The sequence below is a fragment of the Arthrobacter horti genome, assembly GCF_030731045.1.
In the GTDB taxonomy this organism is placed as follows: domain Bacteria; phylum Actinomycetota; class Actinomycetes; order Actinomycetales; family Micrococcaceae; genus Arthrobacter_E; species Arthrobacter_E nanjingensis.
The window spans coordinates 371270-385997 of sequence record NZ_JAVALS010000002.1 but is presented as its reverse complement, the minus strand read 5'-3'; the positions used below and the strand labels follow the sequence as shown (position 1 = coordinate 385997).

20 protein-coding genes are annotated in these 14728 nt (G+C 67.1%); 15 read left to right on the top strand and 5 right to left on the bottom strand.

The features are described from left to right. The first annotated feature begins 379 nt into the window (after positions 1-379). The 11 genes from Q9R02_RS05640 (at position 380) to Q9R02_RS16475 (ending at position 7458) form a co-directional block, all read left to right on the top strand. Positions 380-1237 (top strand): helix-turn-helix domain-containing protein, encoded by an 858-nt coding sequence (locus Q9R02_RS05640; RefSeq protein WP_305995678.1) that lies wholly within the window; start codon positions 380-382, stop codon positions 1235-1237. An 82-nt stretch (positions 1238-1319) separates the two neighbouring features. Beyond that, positions 1320-1625, top strand: coding sequence for a hypothetical protein (locus Q9R02_RS05635; RefSeq protein ID WP_305995677.1), 306 nt, complete (start codon positions 1320-1322; stop codon positions 1623-1625). Beyond that, positions 1622-1954 (top strand): hypothetical protein, encoded by a 333-nt coding sequence (locus Q9R02_RS05630; protein ID WP_305995676.1) that lies wholly within the window; start codon positions 1622-1624, stop codon positions 1952-1954. The genes Q9R02_RS05635 and Q9R02_RS05630 overlap by 4 nt, the downstream gene beginning before the upstream one ends. After that, a complete protein-coding gene (locus tag Q9R02_RS16480; RefSeq protein ID WP_367575464.1) occupies positions 1951-2316 on the top strand; it encodes a helix-turn-helix domain-containing protein in 366 nt (121 codons plus the stop codon). The genes Q9R02_RS05630 and Q9R02_RS16480 overlap by 4 nt, the downstream gene beginning before the upstream one ends. A 13-nt stretch (positions 2317-2329) precedes the next feature. Continuing rightward, on the top strand, positions 2330-2632 hold the full coding sequence (locus Q9R02_RS05625) for a hypothetical protein (protein ID WP_305995675.1): 303 nt from the start codon (positions 2330-2332) through the stop codon (positions 2630-2632). Beyond that, positions 2632-3255, top strand: a complete 624-nt coding sequence (locus tag Q9R02_RS05620; RefSeq protein ID WP_305995673.1) for a hypothetical protein — start codon at positions 2632-2634, stop codon at positions 3253-3255. Before Q9R02_RS05625 ends, Q9R02_RS05620 begins: the two co-directional genes overlap by 1 nt. Continuing rightward, the gene (locus Q9R02_RS05615; protein WP_305995672.1) at positions 3252-3548 is read left to right on the top strand and encodes a hypothetical protein; all 297 of its coding nucleotides are present in this window, start codon (positions 3252-3254) and stop codon (positions 3546-3548) included. The genes Q9R02_RS05620 and Q9R02_RS05615 overlap by 4 nt, the downstream gene beginning before the upstream one ends. Further along, positions 3545-3904, top strand: a complete 360-nt coding sequence (locus Q9R02_RS05610; protein ID WP_305995671.1) for a DUF7426 family protein — start codon at positions 3545-3547, stop codon at positions 3902-3904. Before Q9R02_RS05615 ends, Q9R02_RS05610 begins: the two co-directional genes overlap by 4 nt. Continuing rightward, positions 3897-4232 (top strand): hypothetical protein, encoded by a 336-nt coding sequence (locus Q9R02_RS05605; RefSeq protein ID WP_305995670.1) that lies wholly within the window; start codon positions 3897-3899, stop codon positions 4230-4232. Before Q9R02_RS05610 ends, Q9R02_RS05605 begins: the two co-directional genes overlap by 8 nt. Before the next feature lie 108 nt (positions 4233-4340). Next, entirely contained in the window at positions 4341-7166 is a 2826-nt protein-coding gene (locus Q9R02_RS05600) for a hypothetical protein (RefSeq protein ID WP_305995669.1), read from the top strand. Then, the gene (locus Q9R02_RS16475) at positions 7093-7458 is read left to right on the top strand and encodes a helix-turn-helix domain-containing protein (protein WP_367575463.1); all 366 of its coding nucleotides are present in this window, start codon (positions 7093-7095) and stop codon (positions 7456-7458) included. Before Q9R02_RS05600 ends, Q9R02_RS16475 begins: the two co-directional genes overlap by 74 nt. Here Q9R02_RS16475 and Q9R02_RS05590 read toward each other — a convergent pair. The 4 genes from Q9R02_RS05590 to Q9R02_RS05575 all read right to left on the bottom strand — a co-directional run bounded on the left by Q9R02_RS05590 (position 7455) and on the right by Q9R02_RS05575 (position 10492). Further along, on the bottom strand, positions 7455-7838 hold the full coding sequence (locus tag Q9R02_RS05590; protein ID WP_305995667.1) for a hypothetical protein: 384 nt from the start codon (positions 7836-7838) through the stop codon (positions 7455-7457). The genes Q9R02_RS16475 and Q9R02_RS05590 overlap by 4 nt on opposite strands. A gap of 307 nt (positions 7839-8145) precedes the next feature. After that, a complete protein-coding gene (locus tag Q9R02_RS05585; RefSeq protein WP_305995666.1) occupies positions 8146-8667 on the bottom strand; it encodes a hypothetical protein in 522 nt (173 codons plus the stop codon). Then, positions 8664-9155 carry an ImmA/IrrE family metallo-endopeptidase gene (locus Q9R02_RS05580; RefSeq protein ID WP_305995665.1) on the bottom strand — a complete coding sequence of 164 codons (492 nt, stop codon included), beginning with the start codon at positions 9153-9155 and terminating at the stop codon, positions 8664-8666. Before Q9R02_RS05580 ends, Q9R02_RS05585 begins: the two co-directional genes overlap by 4 nt. A 479-nt stretch (positions 9156-9634) precedes the next feature. After that, the gene (locus Q9R02_RS05575) at positions 9635-10492 is read right to left on the bottom strand and encodes a hypothetical protein (protein ID WP_305995664.1); all 858 of its coding nucleotides are present in this window, start codon (positions 10490-10492) and stop codon (positions 9635-9637) included. A gap of 203 nt (positions 10493-10695) precedes the next feature. Here Q9R02_RS05575 and Q9R02_RS05570 point away from each other — a divergent pair, with 203 nt between their 5' ends. Beyond that, positions 10696-11436: a response regulator transcription factor gene (locus Q9R02_RS05570; protein ID WP_305995663.1), complete on the top strand. Its 741-nt coding sequence runs from the start codon at positions 10696-10698 to the stop codon at positions 11434-11436. Beyond that, complete coding sequence (locus tag Q9R02_RS05565) at positions 11433-12929, top strand: sensor histidine kinase (RefSeq protein ID WP_305995662.1); 1497 nt, start codon at positions 11433-11435, stop codon at positions 12927-12929. The genes Q9R02_RS05570 and Q9R02_RS05565 overlap by 4 nt, the downstream gene beginning before the upstream one ends. On the opposite strand, the gene upp is transcribed toward Q9R02_RS05565, so the two are convergent. Then, positions 12926-13570, bottom strand: a complete 645-nt coding sequence (gene upp / locus Q9R02_RS05560; RefSeq protein WP_305995661.1) for a uracil phosphoribosyltransferase — start codon at positions 13568-13570, stop codon at positions 12926-12928. The two genes, Q9R02_RS05565 and upp, sit on opposite strands and share 4 nt — an antisense overlap. 36 nt (positions 13571-13606) lie before the next feature. On the opposite strand from upp, the gene Q9R02_RS05555 reads away from it, so the two are divergent. Further along, positions 13607-14107, top strand: a complete 501-nt coding sequence (locus Q9R02_RS05555; RefSeq protein WP_305995660.1) for a nucleoside deaminase — start codon at positions 13607-13609, stop codon at positions 14105-14107. Positions 14108-14253: 146 nt separating this feature from the next. Further along, on the top strand, positions 14254-14724 hold the full coding sequence (locus Q9R02_RS05550) for a MarR family winged helix-turn-helix transcriptional regulator (protein ID WP_305995659.1): 471 nt from the start codon (positions 14254-14256) through the stop codon (positions 14722-14724). Positions 14725-14728 lie beyond the last annotated feature (4 nt).

Below are 14728 nucleotides of genomic sequence, written 5' to 3'. Positions count from 1 at the left end.
CACGTACTACCGGAACCGCCGCGGCCACGCACCCACCTGGCTCACCGATCAAATCGCAGGCCACCCCGCACCACACGGCCTCTACTGCCGAATCTGCGAACCCACCCCACCACCACAACCCCGACGGAGGCGCCGATGAACCTCGAAGAACAAGAGCGCGAAGCCCGCCAACTCGCTGACGAGCTCACACCCCTCGAAATCGCACGCCACGCCATCCGCGAACGCCAACGCGCCGAGCAGCTCCGCGCCGAAAACCGAGCCCTCCGCGCCCACCTCCGATACCACGAATCACAAGCACGGCAACCCCAGCCAGACACCACCACCGACACCCCAGGATGCGAACGATGACCCCCAAACCCGAACCCATCACCGCCCGCCAATGCGAACGCCTCGCCAAATCCCTCGTCAAACGAGGACTCGCCAGCCCCGTAATCCTCACCCAACCCCTCCGAAACACGGGAGGGTCCAAGTGACCAGCGGAAGTGGGAACGGCAACGTTGCCTCTCGCGCGCACACACAATATGGGCCCACGCCTCAAGACCGGCCCGACACCGTGACCGTGACCGGTCATTCCTCCCGCGCGCGTGCGAACGATAGGCCCACGCCTGGCGGGGAGCCTGACCGGCCCGCGAACGCGCACGTTCGCGTCTCGCGCACGCGCGCACATGATGGGTCCGCGCCTCGTAGCGGTACCCCGACTGAGGATGAGCAGGCGGCCCTGGCTGCTGGTGTCGGTGCGCTGCTGGTCGAGTTGCGGCGGGAGGTGCGCCTGTCTCAGGAGGAGGCTGCGGCCCGGGCCGGGATGTCGGTGTCCTACCTGCGGCGTCTCGAGCACGGCCGGCGGCGCCCGTCCGGGGAGATGCTGGCTGTCTTGGCCGTGGTGTTCACCCGCCGACCCAGCGACCCTACACAGGCTCTGGTGAAGCTCTTGGGGGCCGCGGGGCCGTCCATCGGCAAGGGGAGCGTGAAGAGGCTGTCCCGGACCGCGCAGGCCCACCTGAGGGATCTGGTGGCCCGTGAGCGGCTCGTCCACGGGAAGAGAGCACGGGAACTGGGGAGACCGTCGCCGATTCCTGACGACGTGCGGGAACGCCTCTATCCGCAGCGGGCACCGATCGCGGATATGCGAGAGCTCACGGACCCGGCGCTCCGGGCGGCCACGGATCGGCAGATGTCGGACCTTCTGCAGCTCCACGCCGCACGTTACGAGGACCGGGAAAACCCCGATGGCGTCTGATCGGGTATTTCAGCCGCCACGCCCGTGACATGGGCGAACAACCACACGATGTGCGGTGTAAGCACCGCAGGAAGGACGACACATGGACATCACTGACAAGTCCACACCCTGGCGTGCGAACGTCATCGATCCTGAACTCCACAGCCTGCCGCCTGAGGCCGAAGGGCACGCTCTGATCATCGCCGTGTTCGAGGGCCAGCACGTGACGGTGGCCGTCGCCCCTGACGTCGCCCTCATGGCGCTTGAGGCAATCGAGGATGACCCCTCGGAGCCATTGAAGTTCGGTGCCGAACTCGCGGGCTGGGTGACGCTCGGCTGGCCGGAGGAGTGGGTCACCTGGCGCAGGCAGTGGGCGCCCGTCTACCCGACCGTGAAGGAGCACGGATGAGCTATGACCGCATCCCGGCCAGGATCCAGCTCCGCACAGCCGCAGAGGTCCGCGAAGAGCTGCAGCTGCCCGACGGGGTCCCCGTCCGCGGGCAGGGCCGTGCCTGGGTCATGGGCGCCGCGGAGTCTTGGGAAGTGTTCCTCGACCTCGACCGGGCCACAGCACTCGTGAACCACTACCGCCGCACAGGCCAGCCGGCGGAGTTCCGGCTCGCAGACGACGGCCGCAACGTCACGTACCGGGAGGTCACCGGCACACCGCCCGGGTGGAAGGACCAGGACGACGCCGAAGCTTGGCTGCTGCCGTGGGACGAAGAGGGGGCTGAATGATCCGTACCGACAGTCTGGGCCGCGTGTCCGGCGACCCACAGGATTGGTGGGCTATCACCGCACTCGTGCAGCGTGCGGTCAGGGAGCAAGCACGCCGGGACGGGGGCGGCTTCTCACGCGTCGCTCTCGACCTGCTGAACGCCGCAGGGGAAGCGGCCCGGGCACAGCAGGTTCCGTTCCCGGAACCACTGCCGGCACCTGAGCGCACCATGGGATTGACGGTCCAGGAAGCAGCCGCCAGGCGTGGCTGCTCCGAATCCATGATCCGTCGAATGGCCCGCAACGGCCAACTTCCAGCCATCAGGGCGGGCCACCAATGGATCATCCCCGAAGATGCGGTAGCACCGCCCCCAGAGCCCTGAGAAAGGGGCCACCATGAGCGACACCGTCTACTACAAGCACCCGGGCGGCACCGTCGGTTCCTGCACCCGTGACCACTGGAACGAGCGCCTCACCGAATGGGAGGACGGCACCCAGTACCCCAAGCACGGCTACGCCGAGATCACCGAGGACGAAGCCCGCGAACTCAACCCGCAACTCTTCGGTGCCCGCGACCCCGACGTTGACCGGCAGATGACCATCGAGGAGCAGACCCGGGCGCTCGATCGGGAACGCAACGAACAGCGCCTCCACGAGCTCAGTGCCCAGAACATGGCTGCACGGCAGGCGGGTAACTGATGGCCGGCCGGAAGCCCGTCCTGAGCCCTCCGGGGACGCCGCAGGAGATCCTGGCCGAGGCCCAGGCGACCGCGCACAGCACGGCCGCGTTCGCGAAGGACGTGGAACGTCGGATCCGCAACGCTGACGAGTCCGTGACCCAGGCTGATCTGGATGAGGCCCGGTCCCGTGCGGAATGGGCTGAGATCCAGCTCGACGCTGCCAAGGTTCGGGCTGAGCGGCTGCGGGTGGAGCTCGCGCACAAGGCCTACGAGGATCAGGTCGCGGCGTTCTACGGGACCGCGACGGGTGACGAATCGGCCCAGATCGAGGAACATCTCGCCACCGCCCGCACTGCCATCACGGACGCGCTGGCCCTCGTCGGTGACCGCAACGCCGCCGTGTACGCCCTGGCCCGGTACGTCAGCGAACACCTCGACGAACTGCCCAAGGGGCACGTCACCACGGCCCGCATCGACGGTGCGAACCATGCCCCCGCCCAGGCGTGGGTGGAGAGGGGCGACGGCAGCAAGTCCTGGTTCACCACGAGCGACCAGATCCTCGCTAAGCTCCTGCGGCCCCTGAAGGAGCAACTGCTCACCCACCGCGGCGGCCGGCACATCGACTGGTTGGAGGCTCTGTGAGTGACCAGACGTTCAGCCGGTCTCAGCTCCGAGACCCGGACTTCTACGCGGCGAATGCGCCGGCGATCCTCGACGCCGCCCGGGCCGGCCGAATCGTTGACGACATCCTCGCAGCGCAGGCCGAGGGCCGCATCGTCCCGGACCAGATGACCGTTACCGACGAGCTGCAGCCCACCCCGTCGCTGGATGACATGCTGGAGAACCTCAAGCAGCGGGATCGGCAGATGTACGAGCTGGTCAACTTCGTGCTCTACGCCAAGGGCCGTGGTTCCGGGACGGACGGACACGGATGAGCTTCGCACCCCTCGAGGACATCCTCGGCCCGATCGTCCTGACCATGCGCGGCCAGGAATTCACGCTCCCGACCATGACAGCCGAGGAATCCGCGGCGCTCCGGGAACGCATCGTCACAGGCATGACCGAGGCCGAACTTACTGCCGCGTTCCTGGGCGAGGTGGGGGAGGAGATGTTCCGCCACGGCATCTCCCTCGAGGCGATCACCAAGGTTGCGCTCGTCGCGTTCGTGGACTGGTTCTACGGTCGCGAGGCCTCCGAGAAGGCGTGGGCCGACCCAGAACTGTTCACAGCGGTCCTGGACAAGCACCTGAACCCCACACCGGCCGCGGCCGTGGAGGGCTCTGATGGGTGAGAACCTCTCAGGCCACCTGGACGACATCCTGAACCGGATCCGGGCGAAAGCTCCTGAGGCGTCGTTCAAGGCCATGGAGCATCTGCGGCAGGTCGCCGTGGACCGGACCCCGATCGAGACCGGCAACCTCCGCGACAGCGCCGAAACGATCCCCGCACCCATGGGTGCATCCGTCTACTTTCCAGGCCCCTACGCCCGATACCAGCACTATGAGCTGGACCTGAAGCATGAAGAGGGCGAAGCGCTCTACCTCCTGAACTCCGTGGTGTCCGAGTCGGACACCGTTGTCGGGATCCTGGCGCAGGAGCTGGGCGAGTGCTTCGACTAACCACTGTCAGGGCGTGCGCACATCGTGCGCACGCCGAGTGTTTCAGCAGGTCACAGGCCGGCCAGCTGATCCTTGATCCGCTCACAACCGGCGTCCGAGGAGGCCACCATGACCACTGAAGGCCCCACCACCGCGGGCAGCATCGACGCGCGCCTCAGCCTCGACATCGACGAGTACGAACGCAAGGCCAAAGAGGCGAAGGCAACCGCGAAGGAACTCGGCAAAGACATTCGGATCCGGGTGGATGCCGAGACAGGGAAGGCCGCTGCGGAGCTGTCCGCACTGGAAACGGCCGAGAAGCGTCTCGCCACGGCCCAGGAAGCCCGAAGCCTCGCGGAGCGTCGGCACACGCTGGTCGCGAATGATGCGGACGCCGTCCGGAAGAAGGCGTCAGCGACTGAAGCCCAGGTCGAGAAGGCCGTGTTGGCCGCTGACCGCGCCTATCAGCAGTACCTCAAGACGGAAGACCAGGTGACCGCGGCGGAGCAGAAGGTCGCCGCCGCGAAGGACGCCGTCCGCAAGGCGCAGGACGCCGAGTCTGAGAGCACTAAGAAGAGCACCGACCTGAAGAAGGCCCAGTATTCGGCGATTCAGGGCATCGTCGCCGCGTCGCCGGCCCTCGTCGGTGTCCTGGGCACGGCAGCGGCCGCGGCCGTCGGGTACACGGCAGCTCTCGGTGCGATGGGTGGTGCCGGGGTCCTGGCCGTGCTGGGTATCCGGAACGAGATGCAGGCCGGGACCGCTGTCGGTGCCCGCTACTCCGCCGGACTGGCGGTCATGAAGTCGGATCTCGACCAGCTGTCTCATACGGGCGCCGTGGAGATGCTGAAGTACTTCGACTCCAGCGTCTCGATCCTGAACGCCCACATGCCGTACCTGAACCGGCTCACCGGGGACATGTCGCATGAGCTTGGCCAGGCCGGGTCCATCACCCTCTCTGCGCTCCTCACTGGGCTGGAACGCCTCGACCCCCTCACCCGTGCCGGCGCGTACTCCATCAAGGACCTCGCCACCTGGCTCAACCACGTGTCCCGGAGCGAAGGTTTCCAGGAGTTCGTGACCTACGCCGTCACGAACCTGCCCCACGTGGCCCACGACTTCGGCGAGCTCGTCACCCTCGCCGGCCGGATCATCGCCGCCCTTTCCCCGATGGGTCCCGTCGTCCTGGACAGCATCGGCGCCCTGGCACACATCCTGAACGGCTTCCCCCTGCCGGTCCTCGCCGGGATCGTGGTCGCTTCGACCAGTCTCTCGACCGGGCTGACCCTGGCCCGGGCCGCCGTCGCGGCGTTCGGTGTCGCGTCTGGTATGGCCGCGAGCGAGGTGACGGTCCTGGGGATCTCCTCGAACCTCGCCGTCCCGATCATCGGTGCCCTGCTGGCCGCGGTCACAGCCCTCGCGGCAGGGATCGTCGTCGCATCCGCGAACACCAAGGACGCAACCCTGAACCAGGCGAACTACCGGGCCGAGCTCGAACGAACGAACGGTGCCGTGGACGAGGGCGTGCGGAAGAGCGTCGCCACAGCTGTCGCCCAGTCCGGGTTGAAGGACAAAGCCGCAGCCCTGGGCCTGACGTACCGGGACCTCACCGACTACGTCCTGAAAGTGCCCGGGGCCATAGACAAGGTCAACAAGGCCCTCGACGGATCCCTCGGCCCGATGCGTGGCACCACGACCGGGGCCGTCGGCTACCACCGGGCCCTGAACGACATCCAGAAGGGCGCCGTGGACGTTGGCCGGTGGGTGGACTCCAACACGAAGTCGTTCTCAGACCAGGTCCAGGCGATCAAGGACGGCAACGAGGCCGCAGAGCAAAGCTCCACGGCCTTGACCGGGCAGCAGATCAAGCAGCGTGACCTGGCAACGGCCCTGGGGACCACGACGACGGCCCTGGACGCAGCCCAGGAAGCCCAGGCGAAGACGAAGCAGCAGACCGACCTGGCGACCGCGGCGATGCAGTACCAGAACGACGCTGCCGGCCTGCTGAAACAGGCCCTCGACGCGCTGAACGGCGATGCACTGTCAGCCGCCCAGGCCCAGAACAGCCTGGATTCTCAGCTGACGAACATGGGCACTCACTACAACACGACCGGCAAGCACATCGTCTTCACCACCACCAGCATCCACGACATGTCCGCCGCGTCGGTGGCGCTGCGCGGGCAACTCAACGGGCAGGTCCAGGCCGCTGAGAACGTTATCGTCGCGAACGCGAAAATCTCCGGGACCACGGACAACATGGTCTCGGATTACCAGGAGCTGCGGAAGAAGATCCTCGACAATGCGGAGGCGCACGGGATCGACCGGAAGGCCGTCGAGTCCTACATCGACGAGATCTACAAGATCCCCAAGGACGTCCCGAAGACGAAACTCGCAGTGGATGCAGCCGAGGCCCTCGCGAACCTGGCCAGTTTCCAAGCTCACCTGGCCGCGATCCAGGACCGCGTCGTTCACATCTCCACCGTCACCGACGGCAACCCCGTCGGCACCGGATCATCGATCGGAGGACGGGCCAATGGGTCCCTGGCCGGGGGTGAGGCCACAGGCGGCCTGGTTCCCCAGCATTGGGCGACCGGCGGCACTGTCATGGCTCCGGAGTACCGTGCGACCGGTGGTGGATTCCCGGGCAGCCCGAGAGGGACGGACACGGTCCCGACGTGGCTGACGCCCAGCGAGTTCGTCGTCCGGCAACCGGCCGCATCGGCGATGCGGGGTCGGTTCCCGGGAGTGTTGGAGTACATCAATCAGCACGGCGCACTACCCCAGATGGGAGGTGGCGCGCCAGGTGTGGCGACGATCGATCCGAACAGCATCGCGCGGCTGGAAGCCGCGATCCGGGCAATCCAGGTAGCGATCAGCCTCGATGGCCGGGTCATTGCCCGGGCTGTGGACAGGGCGAACCGTGATGCCAGTGCTGGAGGTGCCGTGTGGCCGTGACTCGGTGCTGGCCCTGGACATCAGCGCAGTGCAGGAGCATTCTTATGCACTCAAGCGGCGTGGATTGGAAGGTGGCGGCATGGCGCAAAGGAAACCACTAGAACGTGACCTGTCCATCAAGGAAGTGGCGGAGATGACTGGCCAGTCTGCGGACACGATCGGTGACCTGGTCCGTATCGGAAGGTTCCCGAACGCATACAAGGCCGGCCGTGGATCCCGGAACTCCCCGATCAGGATCCCTGAGAAGGACGTCGACCGGTACCGGCAGACCCAACCCCGCGCCGCCGGCTAGGCGTCGGGGTTGTGTTCGCGGAGGCGGCGCAGAAGTTCCGCTTCTCGTGCCGCTGCTGCGGCCCTGTGGCGGGCTAATTCCGCCTCCAGGGCTGTCCGTGCGTCCGTGTCCCGGGCAGTGCCCACACGGGCGGCAGCGCGGCGTCTGGCGACACCGTCAAGCCCGCCGCGCTCCTTGAAGTTCCACCACCACACGATCACGGCAGTGTAGACCAGGAGCTCGAGGATCATCAGCGTCCACGCCAACCACGGTGCTGTCTCACCGAACACATTCCAAGGAAGAGCCAGCGGGAAGATGATCAGGGCGCCGAGGAATACCCGACCGATCAGGCCTTGCTTCTGCCGCGTCGTCAACAACCCCATCACAACCCCCTGAGACATCTCCTGCCACGGATCGTACGCCCAGGTGCAGACATCTGTGCCAGGCTCGAGTGCGTGGTTTCGGGGCGGTGGCTGGCGTACCTTTGGGCTATGGAAAACCTCTCAGCCGCGTGCAAGGCCTGCGGCAATGGCGACAACCTTCAAGTCGTTCCTCGCGAAGAGTGGCCTGACGACTCAGTTGCGACCGGTGCCGCGCTCGCCGTCCTCCGATGCTCTGTCCACGGGACCTGGGTGAGCGTCATTTCGGTCCCGTCCGACGCAGCCTAGGAACAACTGAGGCGCCCCACCCAAGGGTAGGGCGCCTCTTTCAGGTCTTGGGTATCTCGCCATCGAAGTGTTTGATGGCCTCCTCCATCGAATGATCATCCTTCGGGAACAGATAGTTCGCCATGACAAAGACGATGCCGATGATTTGAGCTACGACCGACGCGAACCAGCTGATCATGACGGCTCCGTCTGTCTTCCCCCAGTGGGAAATCATGTAGAGGAGCATGATGAGCGCAGACATTCCTACGGTGAACCCGCATAGCCGGACTGCCCATTTCATCATCTCGGATCGCTTTTTTGCTCGATCCTTGAGGTCTTTAATGTGCTGCCTGCGAAGCTTTCCTCGGTACGGGTCTTTCTCGAGGAACGCTCCGTTCTCCAGCTTTGAAGGTGTAGCTGGGGTGGGTGGCGTGCTGGACACCGTGGTGTCGCCCCGGGCATCCACCACGGTTGGCCCGGAATCTGCAACGCTTATCCCATCCGGCGAAGCACTTGGGCTGACGCGTGCATCAGCGTAAGGGTCGCTTAGGGGTTCCTCCGCGGCGGTTTCTGGGCTGCTCACAGGCCGAGCGTCTGCTTCCTGACTCGGACCGCCGGCGTGGACACCTGGAAGTGATCTGCGAGCTGGCTGTCCGACATGCCAAAGTCGATTGCTGCAGCAAAGGAGCTTTCGGGCATGAGCAACGAGCCAGCGAATTCGTTGGCGTAGAACTCGTTGACGTTTGACGTGCCGTCACGCCTGTCCACAAACTCAACCGCTCCGTCACCGTCTCGCCACATATGGTCGGCGTAGTGCCCAAGCTCGTGAGCGATGGTGAACCGGCTACGGCGAGGTCCGTCGTCGATATCCACGTAGATGCTGGCCTGTCCACTCGAATCCCGCTGGATCATCCCGGAGACGTTGCTGCCAAGCTGAGCGCTGTAGCACTGTATGCCCATGGCCCGGGCAATGGCGACTGGATCTACTGGTAGGCGGCGGTCGCCAAACTCTTCAAGGACTTCGGCGGCGTCGCGACGCGCCCTGGTGCGTGCTTCCGAGTACGTGTTCATTGCCCCCTCAATTCCTATCGAGTTTTCCACAGGCTGTGTATAATGCCCGTTGACAACCATGTTAGCGCATCGAGCGATGCACGAGCTCGGCCAGGCATCCACATGTGCATCACGTAGCAACAGGCCGTCGTGATTTGTTCCATGAAGGGTCTGGAACGGCCTCACGTTCCGCGCCTTCGATGGGCCTGCTGTGCGCACAGTGTGAGCACCAACCACACGAAACGTGCCGGAACAGGCCGGCCAGGGGCCCCGCTCTCCCTATATTTTCCCTACAGCAGGACCGCAAACCACCACTTTCAGCCGCCACTGATCAACGCTGAGAACCGCAGAATCTAGCGGTTTTCAGCACCAGTCAACACCCCTCAAAAATGCCGCTGCACTACGCCAATAACTGGTACTGAGCCGCACCGCCTCAGGCATGGCAAGGGCCCCGGACGGATCATCGTCCGGGGCCCTTCCCCCAATATTCGCTGGAGCGGTCAGTTACCGTTGCCGGAGGATCCGTTCGACGAGGACCCGCTCGACGCCCCTCCGCCGCCGGCCTGCAGGATCGTCTGCGCCACGAGCCCGTCCTTGGTGGCCGTGACCTGGACCGTCTGTCCGGTGGCCAGGCTGCTCTGGGAACGCGTGACAGTCTGCGAGTTGATCGTGTAGCTCTGCTCGAAACCGTCGCTGCTCTTCACCGTCACCCTGGTGCTGGAGACCGCCGTGATCTGGCCGCGCTGCTCCACCATGGTCACGTACGTGCCGTTCTGGGAGACCACGAACTCGCCGTGCAGTGCGGAGCCCAGGCCTCCAAGGCCGCCCGGTCCACGGGTCCCGCCCTGCTGGCCCGAGCCGCCGCCCGGCGTGCCCTGCCCCTGGCCGAAGCCGGGGTACTGACCGGTCCCGTTCCCTTGCCGGAGCTGCCGGCCCTGCGTCGTGTGGCCGGCCGTCGCATGGCCGATCGCGAAACCGCCACCGCCGCCCGCCAGCAGAAGCACCACCCCGGCGCCGGCCAGGATGGCGACCTTCCCTCCGGTCGGCATGCCGGCCCAGCCCTTGCCCTTGGGCGCGGCGGGACGCTGTGCCGGGCGCGGGACTCCGCCGGCCGGTGGCTGCTGCTGCGGGTAACCGCCCGGGGCACCCTGGCTCTGGTAAGAACCCTGGCCCGGGTAGGAGCCCTGCCCCTGGTAGGACGGGAGTGGCTGCGTCGCGGCCGGGGGAACGGGCGGCTGGGGCTGGGTACCCGGGGCGGGAGTCCCTTGGGCCGGAACGCCGGGGCCGGGAACGCCGGGGTTCTGCGGTCCAGGATTCTGTGCGCGGGGGTCTTCGGCGGGTTGCTGGTTGCTGTTCATGGTCTTTCCTTGGATGGCACGGATTGCTCTGCGACCACTGTCCGCCACCCGCCTATGCCGACGCTGTGCGCCCACCGTGAATCAGGCCGGGCCACGCGGCGGGAGACGACGACGGCGCGCGGCCGCCGCCGTCGTCGTACCCTCACAGCGCGCTCACAGCGAACGCCTAGTCAGAAACGAAGAGCAGGGTGGAGAGTGGAGATATGTCGCTCCCACCTTCACTCCAGTCCCTGCCCCGCCTGAGCCGCCCGGATGGCTCGCCCATCCGCGCCCTGGTGCTGGATGACGAACCCATGCTGCGCGAACTCGTCGCCATGGGCCTCAAGCTGAGCGGCTGGGAGGTGGAGTATGCCGAGGACGGCCCCTCCGCGGTGCGGGTCGCCCGCGAGTTCCAGCCGGACGTGCTGGTCCTGGACATCATGGTGCCCGTGTTCGACGGTGTGGAGGCCCTGCAGAAGATCCGCGCCTTCCTGCCCGGCGTGCCCGCGCTCTTCCTCACGGCCAAGGACAGCGTGGAGAACCGCATCGAGGGCCTGGCCTCCGGCGGCGACGACTACGTCACCAAACCCTTCAGCCTTGAGGAGCTGACACTCCGCCTGCACCGCCTGGTCCAGCGCTCCGGAGCCACCTCCAAGGCCGCCGCCGAGCTGGTGGTGGGCGACCTGGTGCTCAACGCCGAGTCCCGTGAGGTCCGGCGCGCCGGCGAGGACATCCAGCTCACCGCCACCCAGTTCGACCTCCTGCAGTACCTCATGGAGAACCCGCGGCGCGTGCTGAGCAAGAACCAGATCCTGGACAACGTGTGGCACTACGACTTCGGCGGTCAGGCCAACATCGTGGAGCTCTACATCTCCTACCTGCGCAAGAAGATCGACGCGGGCCGTTCGCCCATGATCCACACCGTCCGCGGGGTCGGCTACGTCATCCGACCAGGTGCGGAATGACCGCTCAGGCCCACACCGGCCGGCATTGGACCCACCTGAAATCCTGGCCGCTGCGCACCAAGCTGGTGCTGGTCACCATGGCCCTGCTCACCGTCATCGCGGCGGTGCTGGGCGGGGTGGTCTATGCCACCATGAACAGCGTCCTCACCAGAGACCTCGACGCACAGCTGCGGCAAGCGAACCACCGGGCCGCCGCCGCGCTGGGGAATCTCGGCGGGCCGGGCGGACCGGGCGGCCAGGGAACCAGCCCGGATTACCGGGGACAGTCGCTCGGCACGCTGACAGTGGTGGTGACCAACGGCGGGACGCTGACCCTGGCCGCAGTCCTCAACCAGGACGGCCAGTACTCCACGCTCCCCACGAGTGATCTGAGCAAGCTAGCCCTTCTCTCCACCACCCCGGACGCATACCGTCCCGGGGCCGTTCCGGTCACCCGGCAGCTGAGCGTGGGCGACTACCGCCTGCTGGCCTCCGCCACCCCCAACGGTGTGGTGGTCACCGGGCTGCCGTTGGCCGGCAACAACTCCGCCCTGGGCGCCCTGGTCCTCAGCACACTCCTGGTGGCCGGCAGCGCGCTGGTGATCTGCGCCGTCGTCGGCACCTGGCTGATCCGCCGCACTCTGCGCCCGCTGGCGCAGCTGAGCGCCGTGGCCGGGCACGTGGCGGACGCCAAGCTGGACGTCGGCGAGGTGGCGTTGACCGTGCGCGTGCCGTCCGAGGCCACGGACCCGGACACGGAGGTGGGCAGCGTGGGCCACGCGTTCAACCGCATGCTGGACAATGTGGGCGGCGCCCTGGCGGTGCGCCATGCCTCGGAGATGAAGGCCCGGCAGTTCGTCGCGGACGCCTCTCATGAACTGCGCACCCCGCTCACCGCCATCCAGGGCTACAGCGAGATGATCTCCCTGACCGAGGAGCTCAGCGAGCAGGGCAAGGAGTCCCTTTCCCGGGTCCGGAGTCAGGCCCAGCGCATGACCGGCCTGGTGGAGGACCTGCTGACGCTGGCCCGCATGGACGAATCACAGCAGGTTCAGGGCCGGTCCGTGGATCTGGTGCAGCTGGCCGTGGATGAGGTCATGGAGAAGCGCGCCCAGGACCAGGGCCACGACTGGCGCCTCTCCGTGCCGGCGGGAACCGTGGACGCCTGGGTCGATCCGGCCCGGCTGCGGCAGGTGCTGGTCAATCTGCTGACCAACGCGCAGAAGCACACCCCGGGGGGCACCAAGGTGGAGGTGGCCGTGGAGGTCACCGAGGACGGACGGCCGGTCCTCCGCGTGAGCGACGACGGCCCGGGCATCCCGGACGAGCTGCAGCCGGAGGTCTTCTCCCGGTTCACCCGTGCGGACAAGGCGCGCACGGGCGGGTCCACGGGACTGGGACTGTCGATCGTCCAGGCGATCGTGCAGGCGCACGGCGGCCAGGTGTCCCTGGACTCGAGGCCCGGGAAGACCGTGTTCTCGGTGGAGCTCCCGCCGGCCGGGTCCAGTGCCTAACGGATCTCCTGCGCCACGCCGTACAGTCGGTCGCCGGCGTCGCCCAGGCCGGGGACGATGTAGGCCTTCTCATTCAGGTGGTCGTCGATCGAGGCGAGCACCACGGTGACCTTCGCGTCGGCGAGTTCCTCCTCCAGCTTGGCCAGGCCCTCCGGGGCGGCCAGGAGGCAGATGCAGGTGACCTCATCCGCGCCGCGGCGGAACAGGAACTTGATGGCTTCACGCAGCGTGCCGCCGGTGGCGAGCATGGGGTCCAGGACGAACACCTGGCGGCCCGTGAGGTCCTCCGGGAGGCGCTCGGCGTAGGTGATGATGTCCAGCGTGTGCTCATCCCGGGCCATGCCCAGGAAGCCGACCTCCGCAGTGGGGACCAGCTTGGTCATGCCCTCCAGCATGCCGAGGCCGGCACGGAGGATCGGGACCACCAGGGGCGTCGGCTTGGTGAACGCGGTGCCGACGGTGGTGGCCACCGGGGTCTCGATGGTGACGGGCTGCGTGCGCACCTCGCGGGTGGCCTCGTAAGCCAACAGGGTCACGAGTTCCTCGGTGAGCTGGCGGAAGACGGGCGACGGCGTCGTCTTGTCCCGCAGCACGGTGAGCTTATGGGCGACGAGCGGGTGATCCACGACGATGGTGCGCATGCGCCCAAATTTATCAGCACGGATACGCTTGAACCCATGATTCCCCGCGACGCCGAGCACGAGCGCTGGATGGACCTGGCGCTCGATGAGGCGCGGGCCGCGCTGCTCACCCAGGACGTGCCCATTGGGGCCGTCCTCCTGGGGCCCGACGGCGCGGTGCTCGCCACCGGGCGCAATGAGCGGGAGGCGCTGGGAGACCCCACCGCTCACGCCGAGGTGGTGGCCATCCGCGCCGGCGCCTCCGCACTGCGCGAGCGGGCCGCCGCCGTCGGGCACTCCCCGGACGGCTGGCGCCTGGAGGACTGCACCCTGGTGGTGACCCTGGAACCGTGCGCCATGTGCGCGGGGGCGATCGTGCTCAGCCGGATCCCCCGCGTGGTGTTCGGCGCCTGGGACGAGAAGGCCGGCGCCGCGGGGTCCGTGTTCGACATCCTCCGCGAGCGCCGTCTCAATCACTGGGTGGAGGTGTACGCCGGCGTCCGCGAGGCGGAATGCGGCGGCCTGCTGAGAGACTTCTTCGCCGCGCATCGCGGCTGACACCACGGCGGACGACGAAGCGCCCGGCACTCCCTGGAGTCCGGGCGCTTCGTCGTCCCCGGCCGCCCTTCCACCTCGGGAATATTCGTTTGCCTAAGCAACTTATTAGGTATATAGTTTCCATAAGCAATCAAAAGGAGGATCGGATGGCCGTCGAACAGGACACCGCCAGGGACCTCATCCGCGGGATCGTGGACCTGCAGCGATCGCTGCGCTGCCTCTCCCATGACTCCACGGCTCCCGGTACCAGCGCCGCGCTGCTCGGGGTGCTCCACATGGTCACCGAACACGGTGGGCGTGCGGTGGACATCGCGCAGAAGCTGGGGATCAGCTCCCCCGTGCTGAGCCGGCACCTGGCCGAACTGGAGGAGCGTGGCTTCATCCGCCGTGACCGCGACCCGCAGGACCGCAGGGCCCAGCTTCTGGAGGTGACTCCCGCCGGGCAGGAACAGCTGGCCCACGCCGAGGAGCTCCGGGCGCAGACCCTGGTGAGTCTCCTGGGTGAGTGGAGCGAAGAGCAGGCCCAGGACTGCCGCTCCCACCTCGCCGGCCTCGCCTCCGCCCTGCGCACTCACAAGCGCGCGACCACTCAGCCCACCACCCTTGCAGGAGTCTGACCGC

What these genes read in the sequence shown, in the direction of transcription:
- Q9R02_RS05555 (WP_305995660.1), top strand. Translation starts at nt 13,607, where the DNA reads ATGATTCCCCGCGACGCCGAGCACGAGCGCTGGATGGACCTGGCGCTC.
- Q9R02_RS05640 (WP_305995678.1), top strand. Translation starts at nt 380, where the DNA reads ATGCGAACGCCTCGCCAAATCCCTCGTCAAACGAGGACTCGCCAGCCC.
- Q9R02_RS05635 (WP_305995677.1), top strand. Translation starts at nt 1,320, where the DNA reads ATGGACATCACTGACAAGTCCACACCCTGGCGTGCGAACGTCATCGAT.
- Q9R02_RS05570 (WP_305995663.1), top strand. Translation starts at nt 10,696, where the DNA reads ATGTCGCTCCCACCTTCACTCCAGTCCCTGCCCCGCCTGAGCCGCCCG.
- Q9R02_RS05630 (WP_305995676.1), top strand. Translation starts at nt 1,622, where the DNA reads ATGAGCTATGACCGCATCCCGGCCAGGATCCAGCTCCGCACAGCCGCA.
- Q9R02_RS16475 (WP_367575463.1), top strand. Translation starts at nt 7,093, where the DNA reads ATGGCCGGGTCATTGCCCGGGCTGTGGACAGGGCGAACCGTGATGCCA.
- Q9R02_RS05605 (WP_305995670.1), top strand. Translation starts at nt 3,897, where the DNA reads ATGGGTGAGAACCTCTCAGGCCACCTGGACGACATCCTGAACCGGATC.
- Q9R02_RS05575 (WP_305995664.1), bottom strand. Translation starts at nt 10,492, where the DNA reads ATGAACAGCAACCAGCAACCCGCCGAAGACCCCCGCGCACAGAATCCT.
- Q9R02_RS05580 (WP_305995665.1), bottom strand. Translation starts at nt 9,155, where the DNA reads ATGAACACGTACTCGGAAGCACGCACCAGGGCGCGTCGCGACGCCGCC.
- Q9R02_RS05625 (WP_305995675.1), top strand. Translation starts at nt 2,330, where the DNA reads ATGAGCGACACCGTCTACTACAAGCACCCGGGCGGCACCGTCGGTTCC.
- Q9R02_RS05550 (WP_305995659.1), top strand. Translation starts at nt 14,254, where the DNA reads ATGGCCGTCGAACAGGACACCGCCAGGGACCTCATCCGCGGGATCGTG.
- Q9R02_RS05590 (WP_305995667.1), bottom strand. Translation starts at nt 7,838, where the DNA reads ATGTCTCAGGGGGTTGTGATGGGGTTGTTGACGACGCGGCAGAAGCAA.
- Q9R02_RS05565 (WP_305995662.1), top strand. Translation starts at nt 11,433, where the DNA reads ATGACCGCTCAGGCCCACACCGGCCGGCATTGGACCCACCTGAAATCC.
- upp (WP_305995661.1), bottom strand. Translation starts at nt 13,570, where the DNA reads ATGCGCACCATCGTCGTGGATCACCCGCTCGTCGCCCATAAGCTCACC.
- Q9R02_RS05610 (WP_305995671.1), top strand. Translation starts at nt 3,545, where the DNA reads ATGAGCTTCGCACCCCTCGAGGACATCCTCGGCCCGATCGTCCTGACC.
- Q9R02_RS16480 (WP_367575464.1), top strand. Translation starts at nt 1,951, where the DNA reads ATGATCCGTACCGACAGTCTGGGCCGCGTGTCCGGCGACCCACAGGAT.
- Q9R02_RS05600 (WP_305995669.1), top strand. Translation starts at nt 4,341, where the DNA reads ATGACCACTGAAGGCCCCACCACCGCGGGCAGCATCGACGCGCGCCTC.
- Q9R02_RS05620 (WP_305995673.1), top strand. Translation starts at nt 2,632, where the DNA reads ATGGCCGGCCGGAAGCCCGTCCTGAGCCCTCCGGGGACGCCGCAGGAG.